Raw genomic sequence first — 15,357 nt, 5'->3', positions numbered from 1 at the left:
TGTTTACAATACGGTAATGTTAGTATTTCAAGATTGATATGAAGATTGACCCTGTAGAACTAACTAAGAAATTAATTTCTTTTAAAAGTATAACACCAAAAGACGATGGGGCAATAGAGCATATAGCAGCCATTCTTAAGAAAAGTGGTTTTGAATGTGAGATTTTAGAGTTTGGTGATAAAGTTAAAAATCTTTATGCGAAATATATAAATGGAGTACCAAACTTGTGTTTTGCTGGACATGTTGATGTTGTACCACCAGGTGAGTTAAAAGATTGGATATCTGATCCATTTAAGCCAGAAGTTAGAAATGGAATGCTATACGGAAGAGGAGCAGCTGATATGAAAGGCGGAGTAGCTGCATTTATTGCTGCTATCGTAGATTCAGTTGCAGGTAAGTTTCGATTCAGTGGTTCAATCAGTGCATTGATTACCGGTGCTGAAGAAAGCACGGAAGAACATGGAACAAAGGCCGTTTTGGAATGGATGAAAAGTAAGCAAAAAAAGATAGATTTTTGTATAGTTGGAGAACCAACGAGTAGTGAGAAATTAGGTGATACCATAAAAATAGGTAGAAGAGGTTCTGCAACATTTAAATTGATTTGCCATGGTAAACAAGGGCACGTTGCCTACCCAGATCTAGCAGATAATCCAATATATAAAATGGTATCGATACTAAGTAAGATAAAAGATACCACTTTTGATACTGGTAATAAATACTTTCAGCCTTCACATTGCGAAATTACTACTATCGACGTTGGAAATAATACTAATAATCTAATACCTAGTTCAATAGCAGCAGGTTTTAATGTTCGATATAACAATACACAAACACCGGACGTTTTATATAAGATGATTGATGCAATATGCACCAATGTGACTAACGATTATAAACTGTCTATGCAGAGCAGCAGGGACGTTTTTCTCTCTACTCCTGATAGAAATACTGATATTATGCTTGATGCGATAAATAAAATTACCGGTATTGATGCTGTGCTGAGTACAAATGGTGGCACATCTGATGCTGCGTTTATTAAAGATATTTGTCCAGTAATTGAATTTGGTATGATCAACAAAACCGCACATCAGGTAAATGAATGCGTATCAATAGACGATATACATAAATTAACAGCTATATATAAGGAGTTTATAAAAAATTATTTTTACCCCACTAATAAAATATTAAACCAAATCAATGTAATTGGTAATACGCCTGATGGTCCATTATTAGCTTGAGGTGCAGTTGCATAGAGAAGAAACTTACTAGACACATTTTACCAACCCCTTATTATAATATTAAGGGTATTTTTGACTCAAAACTTGTCTTTGATCTGTGCGAGCTTAATAACAAAAATTCAGTAGAAAGCTTATTGGCGAAAATTATCTGTTCAGCAGAGTGACAAAATAAGATAGACAAAAAGGGTGTAAGAACAAATAGTGTCATGCAACACTGGCTTTTGTACACAAAACGTTGTAAAGCGCTTTTGTCAACCTGGATCCCAGCTGGCTTTGTTGCACCACTCAAGGAAAGAACAGGCAGTTACTGATGGAATTTGTTATAAAATAGATATTTAGCCGACAAAAGAAAAATATGCCAATAAGAATGAAAGTCAGTAACTGCAATGAATATAACAAATTTCTTCAAGAAAGGGGAAATGTTTTTCATTATATCAACGATGCCATTGAAAATTGGTACGAAAATAGTCCAAAAGTAGCAGGTGGCAACAATGTCTACAGCGACAAAGTAGTGATTCTAATTCACATAATAACCTATCTATTCAGGATTGGTCTTAGGCAAACAGTGGGATTTATAGAGAAATATCTTGAGCAAATAGGGAAAATTTTGCAAATTATCAGCTATTCGCAGGCTTCAAGAAGGTTTAAAAAGCTTAATATCAAAATCAACGACTGCAGAGTTGATAAGAACGATATGGAAGATATTGAAATTGCTATAGATAGTACAGGTATCAGCATCTACAATAATATTCCAGGCCATAGTAAGGCAAATGGTACAGATAGAAAGTATCGCCGCTATGAGCAAACAAGATGTAATGCTAGAGATAGGTAGTAAAAAAGTTATAGCTGCAAAATACAGTAGTGGAGTTTATTCCGACCACTATGGAGCCTGTGATCTTATTGAAAGAGTGGATACCAAGTATAACATAAGCACGATATATGCAGATAGATCGAAAGAAGTTATACAAACTGTGCGATGAGCTTGACATAAAGACAAGGATTCCTCCGCAAAATAATGCAGTAGAGCATCCAAAGTTGGATTATATGAATGAGAGAAATTCTACAATCAAGCTCATAAAGTCATATGATGAAGATGGTATGAAGAGGTGGAAAAAAGAGATAAATTATTGGAAGAGATCTTATATAGAAAGTTTTTTCTCGCGACTGAAGCAAATATTTGGATTTAGTTTTAGGAATAAATCTGAGATTAATCGTGAGAAGGAACTGCTACTCAAGTGTTATTTGCTTAACAAATTTACTGAAATAGGCATGGCTAAGTTTGATATAGCTTCATGAATTTATTATACATTACCCACTATCCGAAGAGCTGTGCAACAAAGCCCACTGGAATCCAGAAATTTTTTGAGAACAAAAGTTATGCTAAGTTTTTGTTGGTAAGAAAGGCTGGTGTCTAGGCACTGGGATGACAGTAGTGTGAGATGGGGCTACTTGGATCTAATTTGCTATTCACAATCCAATTATTACCTTGTTTAAAATAAATATTGAATTTTTATTTTAGTTATATAATAATTAAATATATCATTTAAGATTAAAGATGAGATTATGACAAGTGATCAATTACTAGCAGAAGTACTGAGTATAATTAACGATAAGACAGATTTAAATGAAGATAATATAATTCAGGAAATAGAAGAAGAACTAAAGAAACAGAATCAAGATCTACATGAAGAGTGGAAGAAAGTTGAATTTCATGTAAATCATTTATTTAGTCAAGAACTTACATTGTTGCACGTAGCTGCTAGAGGTGGCTTTGAAAACGTAGCAAAAGTCCTGGTAGCAGGAGGAGCTGATGTTAATAAGAAAGATAGTAAGCGCGAGAAGATTCCTTTACATTTAGCTGCTGAAAATGGTCATGTTGAAGTAGTAGAATTTTTCTTAAATAAAGGAATAAGTGTTAATGTAATGGATAAAGAGGGCAATACCCCTTTGCATTATGCTGCAGATAATGGAAGTAGAAAAACAATATCAATTCTAATAAGAAAAAATGCAGATCCTTGGTTAAAGAATTTTTATGGTAAAACTCCAGTGAATATTTATGCATTCAAGCATCCTAATGGCTCTGGATACTTAATGCAGCTGAAAAAAGCGAAAATTCAAGGTTATATCGTTTTTGGCTCAATGTTGTTGTTAGGTGCTGCTATGGCAACATCAATTGTTGCGGTTAATTTAATTGTACCTGATGTGCCTGTATTAAAGGTGTTATTGTGTGTAAGTATTTTGTATGCATTTGCATCTATAGCTAAATATATTACGTACAAAGCGGCTGAATTGGATGCTGAAAATGAGATTAAAAACGAGCAAGATTCAAACATAATAAATATTGAAGAAGTGAGTGATGAAAAAAAATCGGTTAATAAAGCAACGCACTCAAAAGAATTAAATGATCTTGTTTGTGCAATAAAAGGCTCTTCTAGAATAGAGAGAGTTGATCCAGACAAGCAGAAAAAAGTAACACTTGATGGTGTTATTGTTTCAGATGAAGTAAGAAAAGAGTTAAAAATGATTTGTGGTCATATATCAGAGAAGAAGAAGAAAGCTCTTGAAATGCTAAGTTGCAAAATGCCAACAGGCTATATTTTATATGGTCGACCTGGAAATGGTAAAACTCTTATTGCTCGTGCAATTGCATGTGAAGCTAATGCTAAATTTATTAGCGTTTCTGGATCTGAATGTATGCAAAAATATGCTGGACAAAGCGCACATTACATAAAAGATCTTTTTGCAAAAGCGAGAGAAAATGCTCCTTGCATAGTCTTTATAGATGAAATAGATGCTGTTTGTACAAAACGTAGTAATAATAATGCATACAATGACGAAGAACGCAACCGAATTGTAAATCAGTTTTTACATGAACTTGATGGTTTTAATCCTATAGAAGGCGTGACAGTCATTGCTGCAACTAATCGTCTAGAAAGTTTAGATGAAGCAGTAATTAGATCAGGTCGCCTCTCTAAACATATTGAAATTATTTTACCAGATAAAAGCCTACGTGAAAAAATATTGGGTCTTTATACGGAGAAAGTGCCAATGGAACCAGATGTAAATCTAGCAAAACTTGCAGAAGAAACTAATGGTTTTTCAGGAGCTGATCTAGAAAATTTGGTAAATGAAGCAAAACTTCATGCTGTAGATCAGATTTGCGAAGAAGAGTCAGAAGATGAAGAGCTAAAAGTGACAGTGAACATGGATGATTTCAATAATGTACTTAAAGATCTTAAATCTAAAAAGGTTGAGAATGAGCAAGTGGATAGTAAGATGGAGTTGTTGAACAATATTGTGAATTTTGCAAATTTGAGCAAAATGCTTAATAAAAGTGCATAGAAAACATATGGAGCTGCTTTATTGTAAAGCAGGAAAGTGATTCAGCGAATGTAAATGCAAAAGTAGAGATAGAGTACAGAGAAAGCGGGTAAAATAGTGATTTTAATTGTGTTAGATAGATTTTGACTTTCTGTTCTTTTTCTTACTATTTATCACAAATCTCCCTAACGTTTATATCTCTCTTACAGATTCATTCAAACTTAATTAAGTGGGAGTATTGTTAATGCGAAAAGGGTTTAATTAAAATGGTATGGCGTGTGAGGAAGACATACATCAATTGGTAGAAAGTGGATTTGATATTAACTCAAAAGATGTAAGCGGAGTCACTCTCTTACATAAGTTTACAAAAGAAGGCGATTTAGTTGGAGTAAAATCATTATTAGAACACGAAGCTGACTTTAATGTTGTGGACAACGAAAATAGAAATCCACTGCATTATGCTATTATGCATGGACACAAAAAAATTGCTAAACTTCTTGTTAATCAACTGACAATTAATTCTAGAGATAAAAATGGATTTACTCCACTTCACCTTGCTACACTACAAGATGATACAGAATTAATGGATTTTTTAATAACAAAAGGCGCAAAAGTTAATGAAAAAGATGCTGAGGAAGGCTATACTCCTCTTCACATAGCTTCATTATACGGTTCTAAAAAGAGCGTCCAGATTTTAATTGATAGCGGAGCAAATCTTGAATGTGAAGATAACAACTTTCGTACTCCTTTATTTTTGACCATTTATCAATGTACTACACATTATGAAAGTAGAGCAGAGATTATAGAATATCTGATAAAGAAAGGTGCAAACATAGAAGCAAAAGATGCAGAAAATAATACTACGCTTTTTCTAGCAGCATATAACAACAAAATGCAACTGGTAAAGCTTATTGTAAAGCAAGCAAAAGCTAGGTTAAAAGAGTTTATTTGCATAAAAAACAAACATGGCTTTGATGCACTGGATTGCGCTATTGAGCATAATAATAGGCAAATGGTAACATTTCTTGTTTCAAAGGGAATAGAAGCAGATGACCAAGATTGTAGCGGTAACACCAGATTACATAAAGCTAGCTATAATGGTGATACTAAAGCAGTTAAGTTCTTATTGGAGCTTAAGGTAAACGTTAATGCCGTAACTAGATGCAACAGAACTCCTCTGCTACTTGCAGCTAAAAAAGGTCATATAGAAATTGTAAGAATGTTGTTAGCAGTAAAAGCCAATATGAATATTTGTGATCAACAAGGTTTTACACCTCTGCATCTTACTATTCAAAAGGATTATTTTGATATAGCTCAGCTATTAATAGAAAAAGGGGCAATTAATTGTAGTAATGATTATACTGCAATAGATATGTTTATTGACAAGGCTCATAGCAAAAAAAATATTGAAGAAAATTACAAAAAATTTTGTAGGTTTTTGATGCTTTACTTGAAAGAGCTACATAGTAAACACAAAGCCTTTTGTGTACTTTCAATCCTAGCTCTAAGCTTAACAATTATAGGTTTACCATTTATTTTCAAGCCTATTATTAAATATAGAGAAAGAAGTAAAATATATAAAAAAATTAGGGCTATGCTGATTTATATTTAAGTATAACAGGAGAACTAAGCTAATATATGACAATTATCTGCTCGATAAAAATGGAATTAAATGTATCCGTTTAGCAGAGTGGCAAAATAAAATAGACAAAACCATAAAAATAAATGGTGTCATGCAATTTGAGCTTCGGCATAGATCCCACATAAATTTTTTGGTACATATTTTTTCAACATTAATTTCGTATTCCATTCAAAGAATATTAATATTGGCATATAAGTATGAATATTATGCTAATATAATTACTTTTTAGGTATACATGGCAAATTTATGCCTGGAAACAGTTTTTCCTACACTTTCTTTATAAAAATCACAGGCGCCTGTTATTAGCTAAAGTAAAGGTCAAGTATCTGGAATTCTGGACATAAAATCCTCCTGTATAAAAAGATTAGAAAAAAATGCAGCGCACATATGACAGACCGCTGAAAAAGATACGCTACGTTTTTTATTGAAAAGTTAACTGAAAGTCTGCAGACAAAGATAGATTTTGAGCTCTTAAAATATCTCTAATTGTCATTATAATCAGATTCAAAATATGCGGAAGTAATTTTTTTTGACAATAGATTTCTTGCATAACCAACCAGCTGGGATCCAACTAAACACTTTACAACGTTTTTTGCGCGAAAAGGCTGGATGCCAGTGTCAGCTACTTGCATGACATCGTCTTGGATGAAAATCAGTACGTGATGCACCAAAAATTGTGCATCAAAAGGGTGTCATTTGAGTAACTTTTTTGTTGTCGTGCCAGTGTCAGCTACTTTCATGACACCTATTTGTTCCTATGATAGTCTTATCTGTCTATCTTATTTTGCTACTCTGCTGAACAGATACGTTTTTTTTACCTTTTTTATTCTGTAAATTTTTTAGTATTTGTATGTTTAACATAAGAACTACACAAGACTACAAATGGTGAATCAGCATTACCTTAAAGAGAGTACCCATATTTTCAGTTAACCTTAAAAATTCACTGAAGATCTTATTCTTCTGTTCATTACTTGCATTTTCCATTAAAGCTTGCGCTCTTTCCTTTATACCAAACAAATATAAAAATTCTCTTTGAGTTAAAATCTCACAATTTAAGTATTTTAATGAATCTTTTAACGCTTGAAAGTTTACAAGTGCAGTAATATCACTGTTACCAATATTTTCAAGAAAATTAGCATACTGATGCTGCCTTATCGATTGCAAAGTGCTCTTATATTCAGGATATACATAACCATAATCTATAATCAGGGCAGCTCCTCCGTTATTGACTATCTTATTCTCAAGTTTCTTTAATATTTCGATTCCGGCTAGGCATACTTCCACTACTGCACCATTGAACCCCCCTGTCATTCCAGTCTGGAATCCAGTTTTTGGTCTGGTTAAGCACTGGAGTGACAGTGAAAGACTGCCATCATCTTGTTTTATTACTCTATTTTCATACCACTGCCCATCACGATAAATAAATTGGTCAATTGGAAGGGCGTCAAATAACTCATTTGCAAAAAAAATAGTTGGCTGATTTGGTAAGTTGTCGACATCTGTGTGCCAATTAATATCTAATCCCTTTAATTTTTCCTTTTGTATTTTCTGTAAAATAGGGCTTATCTCAACTAGATGAATGTCCATTGAGCTAAAAAAACAGCTATATTTTTTGGTGACTCTTATTACATCATGAATGAGTGTTCCTTTACCTGGTCCAAGTTCAACTAGAGAAAATTTTGATGGCTTTCCTAATTTTTCCCATGTATTCATTATCCACACTGCAATTGTTTCACCAAATAGCTGACTAATTTCAGGTGCAGTAATGAAGTCACCATCTTTGCCAAGTGGTAATTTATTCATGTAATAGCCGTACTCTTTATGATATAGAGCAGCGTTCATAAAATCACTGATAGATATTGATCCTTGGCTTTTATCAATTAATTCGTGTATATAAGTGAGCATATTATTAATAAACATTTAACTATAGCGTGCCATACTATAAAATAGTGGAGTATTTATATATATAATATAAGTTTAAAAACATATGAGTAGTATTCCTTTGGTTATGGACAATCAAGATACGGATTATGTTACCCTTATACCTCAAGATGATGGTATTGAATATAAATTTAAAGAAGCTATCAATTTTGTAGAAAATAAGGTTGTAAGTGCTGATGGATTAACTTTAGCGGAGGTATTTCAAGCATTGGTTCAAATGTTGAATGGTGATCTAGAGTTAGTAAAAAAAGTGTTAGCATATACTAATATTATGGTAAAGCATGGAATGAGGGTAGCAAAAGAGTCACAGCTAAGCAGAGCCGATGTTCGTCGAGCTTTAGAAGGCAAAGAAAGTGTGTTTAATAGGCAAGATTTTATCAAAAAACCACCTCTTGTATCTTCTATAAAATCGGTTAAAAAGAAAAGTAGAGGTCTTTAAATGGCTGAGTCTATAAAAAAATTTACTGTACAGTGTGATTTCAAAGGACAGAATGCACCTTTTGCAGTATATATAGGAAATCCAAAGGGTGATACTCATCCAATTCACCATCAAGATTCATGGCTTGCAAAGGAGCGTGGAGGAAACATTCCTAATAAAGTTAAAGAAAGTTTGCAAAAATTATACAAGCTGTCTCAAGAAAACGGGATCTCTTTTCCAGAATTATGCGCATATGCCATTACTATAGTTAGTAATAATGATAAAAAAAGTGACGGTAAGTAGTTAGATTCTCAATATTTCATTTATAGAAGTTTTTGATCTCGTCTTCTCGTCCACTTTTTTTACTATAACTGCACAATAGGTTGAGACATTATTTCTAGATCGAGTAGATCCTGGCACGACTACAGAATAAGGTGGCACTTCACCGTAAAATACTTTGTTCGTTTCCCTATCAATGATTTTTGTTGATGCTCCAATAAACACCCCCATACTAAGGACTGATCCTTCTCTTATTATAACACCTTCGGCTACCTCACTGCGCGCTCCAATAAAGCAATTATCCTCTATAATGACTGGAGAAGCTTGAATAGGCTCGAGAACTCCGCCTATTCCCACTCCACCGGAAATATGACAGTTTTTTCCTATTTGTGCACAACTACCAACTGTTGACCAAGTGTCTATCATTGTGCCAGAATCAATGTATGCACCAACGTTGATAAAGCTTGGCATTAGAACAACATTTTTACCTATGTAAGCAGATTGGCGGACAAAACATCCAGGAACTGCTCTAATTTTTGAATGGTAAAATTTTTCTTCATTCCATTCACTAAACTTACTACCGATTTTGTCAAACCAGCAATTGGTGTTGTCTATTATTTTGCTTTCCTCAGTGAGGAAATGTAATAATATTGACTGCTTTATCCACTTATGTACTATCCATTCTCCACTTGATAGCTTTTCTGCTACTCTAATTTTACCACTGTCAAGTAACTCAATTACCTCTTTGATTATTAATCTTGCTTCGTGTTTTAGATTATAGTCGTTAAGTTTTTCTTTATCTTTCCAAATATTTTCTATCTCATCTTGTAATTTTTTAGTTGCAAATTTTTCATTTATTATATACATATTGATATCAAATTTATATTATTTTATACGTAAGCACTATGAAAATACAATGTCATAATTGTACTAAAACTTACTTAGTATCTCGTGGGCAAATAGGTGAATCTGGAAGAAAAGTGAAATGTACAAACTGCAATCACATGTGGCATGAGTATCTAAAAGAAATGTCAAGTGAATTGTGCCCTGCTGGTATACAAGAAAAAAAAGCTAACTGGAGGCAAAGTTTAACTCTAGCTTTTGCAACAGTTGCAGGGTTATGCGTTATAATTGTTGGTGGTATCTTTCCAGGAGAGGTAAGTAAGATATATAAAGCAGTTAGTACATATAAAGATTCAATAAGCCATAAATTAGGATACAAAAAAGTGCAAACGGAAAATTCAAGTGCGAGAGAACTTGTTGTAAATGAGTTTTATCAAGATTACCTTTTTCTATCTAATTTTAGATCTAATTAAATAGGCATAAGTCATCAATGTTATGCAAATAACTACACTTATTCCTTTATGATAGTGTCATTCCAATTTCAGCTACCTTCATGACGCCCTATGATTGTTATTACATCGTTTACTATAGATTTGTTTCAGAAGCTTACATCCAGAAAACTTGTATAGATTTTTTCTACTTCTGTGATATTATAAGCCTGTGATGATAAAATAAGTGGATATGGATAAGTCAGCGTATGAAATCATAGAGCATGAGTATGATGTGGTGATAGTGGGTGCAGGTGGAGCAGGGCTTAGAGCAACACTTGGAATGGCTGCAACTAATTTTTCAGTTGCCTGTATTTCTAAGATTTTCCCTACACGGAGTCATACAGTTGCAGCACAAGGCGGAATTAGTGCAGCCTTGAGCAACATTGCTGAAGATGATTGGCGCTGGCATGCGTATGACACAATAAAAGGTTCAGACTGGCTTGGCGATCAAGATGCAATAGAGTATATGTGTAAAAATGCTGCCAAAGCTGTGATTGAACTTGAAAATTTTGGTGTACCCTTTTCTCGTACGGAAGATGGAAAAATATATCAGCGTGCCTTTGGTGGAATGACAACTCACTTTGGTAAAGGAAAATCGGCTCAGCGTACTTGTGCAGCAGCAGATAAAACTGGGCATGCAATTCTTCATACTCTATATCAGCAATGTCTTAAATTTAACGCTGAATTTTTTGTTGAATATTTTGTAATCGATTTGATTATGGACAAAGGGACATGCTGTGGGGTGATAGCTTGGTCGCTGTGTGATGGTACGTTGCATAGATTTCGTGCACATTCTGTGGTAATAGCAACAGGTGGTTATGGACGTGTTTATTTCTCTGCAACAAGTGCACACACCTGCACAGGTGATGGTAATGGCATGGTGGTGAGAGCTGGGTTGCCACTTGAAGATATGGAATTTGTGCAATTTCATCCAACAGGAATATATGGCTCAGGGTGCTTGATGACGGAAGGATGCCGCGGTGAAGGTGGGTACCTCGTTAATTCTCAGGGTGAGAAGTTTATGGAACGTTATGCGCCAAAGGCAAAAGATTTGGCTTCTCGTGATGTAGTAAGTCGAGCAATGACAATTGAAATTAGAGAGGGAAGGGGAGTTGGGCCAAAGAAAGATCACATGTACTTGAATATATCGCATCTTGATCCGGAAGTAATAAAGCTCAGATTGCCAGGTATTAGTGAAACAGCAAAAACTTTTGCAGGAGTTGATGTTACTAAAGATCCTATACCTGTTATTCCAACTGTTCACTATAACATGGGAGGTATTCCAACCAACTATCATGGAGAAGTGATCACGTTGCAAAAAGGTAAAGAAGAAGTGGTAGAAGGATTATTTGCAATAGGAGAGGCAGCATGTGTTTCTGTACATGGTGCAAATCGACTAGGTTCCAACTCGCTTCTTGATCTTGTGGTTTTTGGTAGAGCTGCCGCGCTTAGGGCAAAAGAAAAATTGAAACCTGATACACCACATAAAAAATTGCATTCAGACTGCACAGATTTGATAGTAGATAGATTTAATAAAATGAGATTTGCTTCCGGAGAGTTCAAAGTAGCAAAAATACGAAGTGAAATGCAGCACACTATGCAGAAATATGCATCAGTATTCCGTGTTGCTGAAGTTTTAGAGGAAGGTAAAAAAGCTATAAAAGAAGTAGCAAAAATGATGCCTAACATTGCAGTTGAAGATCGCAGTATGATATGGAATAGTGATTTGGTTGAAGCGCTGGAGCTTGCCAATATGATTCCACAAGCAGTTATTACCATGGAATGTGCAGCTAATCGCGAGGAAAGCAGGGGTGCTCATGCTCGTGAAGATTTCCCTAAACGTGATGATAAAAACTGGATGAAGCATACTATAGCATGGCTTAAAGAAGAGAAAAGCCAAGTTAGTGTAGAAATTGACTATAAAAAAGTTGCTGAAAAAACTCTGAGCGATGAGATTGATTTCATCGCCCCGGAAAAGAGAATTTATTAGTTAACCCATCTGGTTTATTTATAAATTGACGTAGTATTGATACATAGCTCATTTGAGTAGCTGGGCTTTCTTTATGCTCCGATTGATTTGACGATCTTTGTACTTCTTGCTCTGCTGAGTTGTTAGCTAAATTTTGTTGTTCAGTAATATTTTCAGGTTGTTTTGCAGCTAGGTGATCATCTTTACGGCTTTGCTTATTGTTGGTTAATTCCTTAACAGACTTCCTAATGTCGCTAAGTCCCAAAGTGAATATCAGACAGACCACTCCTGTTATAGCTATGATGGGTAACGCTGCTCCAATTGCAATTTGTCCTTGGAAGCAAGAAAGTGTTACCATTGTAATAATAGTAGTTGCTACTGTGATTGCTAACAATACACTAGCTCTCCTGCCCGGATCAATGCATTTCCATGCAGCTTTTAGGCCATCTCCTGTTTTGTGTAGAATATGCTGACATTTTTTTGAAAAAGTTCTAACGTTATATTTTTTTTCAAGTTTTTTCCTTAGTTCTTTAGCTTTTACCTTTCCTTCTTGTGGAGTTTTTGAGTAATTTTCTAAATTACGTAAAGTGCAATAATATTTTTCAGTATGAAATTCTCGATCTTTTAGTTTCAGAGAACGGGAATCAGCACCTATTTCTAGCATCTTTGCACAAAACTTTGTTGTATTGTCGTACTTTTTCCCTAGATCAAAAATTGTTTTCATTTGCGAAAGGTGGTTGCCTTTTTCTGCTTTTTTTGTTAATGATACTTGTAGCGGTGTTCTTCCTTCTTCGTTAATGGCCTTTATGGCCTTACCTAACTGATCTTCAGATATTTCTTTTTCTTTTACTAAACTGGAAATCAACTCCAAGCATGCAACCTTTTGTTCTCCTTTTAGCGAAGCAATATAGTGCAAAGCATTATTACCCTCTTTGTCTTGAGCAGTAATGTCTGCACTATTTTGGAGAAATAACTCTAAGGCTTTATATCTATTTGTTTTTTCAAATTTTTTATCTGTACATGATCGATCTTCATTTTTTTCTTTTATATGCTGGAATAAATAATAAAGAGGTGTTTGTTTTGCTGTATTTTCAGCATTTATAGCTTTTTTAAACTGTGCTTTAAGATACTCTTTTTCTTCCTCCTTACTTACATTTAATATTATATTTGAAAATTCAAACTTTCGTTTTTGCTTTAATTCTAAAACTATTAGATGTAAAGCATTATTACCATCTGTATCTTTCAGGCTAATATCTGCTCCTTTTTGCAATAACTCCTTAAAGGATTTCTCATCTTTATTTTTAATTGCTAAATGTAATTGATAATTATCATTACTATCTGGAGTATTTATGGTATGTGGTATAATTTCTTTAATTTTTGTTCTTATTTTTGATTTTAACTCAGGTTTCTTTACTGACTTTGCTAATTTTTCTAGGAAATCACAATAGTATGTCTTTTGTTCTTCTTTTAAGTATTGTAATTCTTTTGTAGATAATCCTAAATTGTCAGAGCTGGCTCCATACTCTAGTAATTTTATAAGAAACTTAAGTGTGTTATCGTTATCTTGGATTGTGTGAGAATCATGTTTCCCTTTTATTATCTTGTTAATTAGTGCTACCTGAAAAGGAGTCTTTCCTTCTTGATTTTCACTATCAACAAGTTGTGCTAAATTTTTCTCGTTAGCTATTTTTATCAAGGTATCTAGAAACTTAAGCTTTTGTTTCTTTTTGAGCGATGCAATAAGGTGTAAAATATTATTTCCTTTTTCATCTGTTATGCCACTGACATTTGTGCAATCTTTTAGGTATTTTCTAAATTTCCTGTTGTTTCCATTTTGGATTGCATTTAGTAATTGAACGTCATTATCAGAATCCGATATTCCGTTTATTCCATCTTCAAAATCGCTATCAGAATCTGATATTCCGCTCATTTCATCTTCACAATCGCTACCGTAGCCACTGTCTTGTTCATTGTACCTACTCAAACAACTTTTAGTGATTTCAGAAATTACTTGGTTTTTTGTTTCATTTGATATTCTTTTCGATCGTTCTATTACTTCACCTAGCACTGGAAGGAAACATTGGACATAATATCTGTGATATTTTTCCTGTTCTCTAAGCGATTCTTCTAATTTAGTTAATACTTCAGGACTAGCGCCTTCCTTAAATAACCTTTTACATTCCTTGAGTGTTCCATCTCGACTTCTTGGTTTTTCATGCTTATGTTTTTCTTTTTTTACCTTTCTCTCTATAATATTATACAATTGCTTGTCTTTTTTATCTTGTTTTTTATTTTTGTTTATACATTTGTCTAGTTTATTTGCATTACTAACTAATACACTTGAATCTATAACCATATAAAAACCTCAATATTAAAGCTATTTGGCGTTAGCGCTTCAACTAACAACCTATTGAATTGGACTTTTAAATTGAGCTAGATGTTATCGAAATATAGGTGGAAAGCTAGTTTCTATTAGAAAATCTGTTGTCATAATTAAATCCCCACTTTAGCACTTGTCTACTATTTTAACTATTTTATCTTAAAAAATAATAAATGTGGCTAAACTGTGAAGCGTGAATGCTGCTAAAAGAGATAAACAAATATTTTTATAGATCTTTCGGGCTTTGTTTTTCTTCTAATTTTTTAATCCTTTCTTTATTTAGTATTGATTTTATCTCTTCTACGCTTTTATCAAGATTATCATTAATTATTACGTAATCATATTTATTACTTTTACTTATCTCTTTTTGCGCTTCGGCTAATCTACGCTCTATTTCAATTTCATCATCACTATTACGCCTTTGTAGACGCAGTCTAAGCTCTTCCATTGAGGGAGGTAGTATAAAAACACTTACAACTTTTTCTCTTAAGATTTCAAACAAATGAAATGCTCCTTGCCAATCTATATTCAGTAAAACACTTATTCCACTGCTCAGGTTTTGTTCTATAAAATCTTTTGGTATACCGTAAAAATTCTCAAAAACTTTGGCGTATTCAAGCATTTGACCAGCCTTACATAGTTCGTGAAACTTTTCTTCAGTAACGAAAAAATAGTCTTTTCCATTTACTTCACCGGGACGAGGTTTGCGTGTAGTCATAGAAACAGACATAACTAAATCAGTTGATTGCTCAAGTAATTTTTCTGATATAGTAGTTTTTCCAGCTCCAGAAGGAGAGGATAGAATCAGTAGTATGCCCTCATTTTTTACGGTCATTTT

Annotated in this window: 11 protein-coding genes and 1 pseudogene; 8 read left to right on the top strand and 4 right to left on the bottom strand. The window is 33.8% G+C overall.

Going from position 1 to position 15,357, the window contains the following annotated elements; translation table 11 throughout:
- Positions 1 to 38: 38 nt before the first annotated feature.
- From dapE to CAI20_RS00855, 4 genes and pseudogenes are all read left to right on the top strand, one after another.
- Positions 39 to 1,235, top strand: a complete 1,197-nt coding sequence (dapE, locus tag CAI20_RS00880; RefSeq protein WP_019236715.1) for a succinyl-diaminopimelate desuccinylase — start codon at positions 39 to 41, stop codon at positions 1,233 to 1,235.
- 355 nt (positions 1,236 to 1,590) lie between these two features.
- A pseudogene (locus CAI20_RS06880) lies at positions 1,591 to 2,531 on the top strand (IS5 family transposase).
- Between the two features lie 267 nt (positions 2,532 to 2,798).
- Positions 2,799 to 4,577: an ankyrin repeat domain-containing protein gene (locus CAI20_RS00860; protein WP_149168677.1), complete on the top strand. Its 1,779-nt coding sequence runs from the start codon at positions 2,799 to 2,801 to the stop codon at positions 4,575 to 4,577.
- A gap of 250 nt (positions 4,578 to 4,827) precedes the next feature.
- Entirely contained in the window at positions 4,828 to 6,168 is a 1,341-nt protein-coding gene (locus CAI20_RS00855) for an ankyrin repeat domain-containing protein (RefSeq protein WP_012481883.1), read from the top strand.
- Between the two features lie 906 nt (positions 6,169 to 7,074).
- Here the strand turns inward: CAI20_RS00855 and CAI20_RS00845 are convergent.
- Positions 7,075 to 8,103: a class I SAM-dependent methyltransferase gene (locus tag CAI20_RS00845; RefSeq protein ID WP_026097238.1), complete on the bottom strand. Its 1,029-nt coding sequence runs from the start codon at positions 8,101 to 8,103 to the stop codon at positions 7,075 to 7,077.
- A gap of 82 nt (positions 8,104 to 8,185) precedes the next feature.
- Between CAI20_RS00845 and CAI20_RS00840 the strand changes: the two genes are divergently transcribed.
- A complete protein-coding gene (locus CAI20_RS00840) occupies positions 8,186 to 8,578 on the top strand; it encodes a hypothetical protein (RefSeq protein ID WP_007302103.1) in 393 nt (130 codons plus the stop codon).
- Positions 8,579 to 8,860, top strand: a complete 282-nt coding sequence (locus CAI20_RS00835; RefSeq protein WP_007302102.1) for a DUF2610 domain-containing protein — start codon at positions 8,579 to 8,581, stop codon at positions 8,858 to 8,860.
- Here CAI20_RS00835 and dapD read toward each other — a convergent pair whose 3' ends face one another.
- Positions 8,861 to 9,703 (bottom strand): 2,3,4,5-tetrahydropyridine-2,6-dicarboxylate N-succinyltransferase, encoded by an 843-nt coding sequence (gene dapD, locus CAI20_RS00830; RefSeq protein WP_007302101.1) that lies wholly within the window; start codon positions 9,701 to 9,703, stop codon positions 8,861 to 8,863. It lies immediately after the preceding gene.
- A 38-nt stretch (positions 9,704 to 9,741) separates the two neighbouring features.
- Between dapD and CAI20_RS00825 the strand changes: the two genes are divergently transcribed.
- Positions 9,742 to 10,152 (top strand): zinc-ribbon domain-containing protein, encoded by a 411-nt coding sequence (locus CAI20_RS00825; protein WP_149168676.1) that lies wholly within the window; start codon positions 9,742 to 9,744, stop codon positions 10,150 to 10,152.
- Positions 10,153 to 10,360: 208 nt separating this feature from the next.
- A complete protein-coding gene (sdhA, locus tag CAI20_RS00820) occupies positions 10,361 to 12,160 on the top strand; it encodes a succinate dehydrogenase flavoprotein subunit (RefSeq protein ID WP_149168675.1) in 1,800 nt (599 codons plus the stop codon).
- On the opposite strand, the gene CAI20_RS00815 is transcribed toward sdhA, so the two are convergent.
- Together CAI20_RS00815 and gmk are read right to left on the bottom strand one after the other, a co-directional pair.
- Positions 12,132 to 14,495 (bottom strand): ankyrin repeat domain-containing protein, encoded by a 2,364-nt coding sequence (locus CAI20_RS00815; protein WP_149168674.1) that lies wholly within the window; start codon positions 14,493 to 14,495, stop codon positions 12,132 to 12,134. The two genes, sdhA and CAI20_RS00815, sit on opposite strands and share 29 nt — an antisense overlap.
- A gap of 250 nt (positions 14,496 to 14,745) precedes the next feature.
- On the bottom strand, positions 14,746 to 15,354 hold the full coding sequence (gmk, locus tag CAI20_RS00810) for a guanylate kinase (RefSeq protein ID WP_017531841.1): 609 nt from the start codon (positions 15,352 to 15,354) through the stop codon (positions 14,746 to 14,748).
- Positions 15,355 to 15,357: the final 3 nt, after the last annotated feature.

This window comes from Wolbachia endosymbiont of Chrysomya megacephala, from assembly GCF_008245065.1.
GTDB lineage: Bacteria > Pseudomonadota > Alphaproteobacteria > Rickettsiales > Anaplasmataceae > Wolbachia.
Note: the sequence above shows the minus strand (reverse complement) of the source record. Positions and strands in the feature narration are given on the sequence as shown.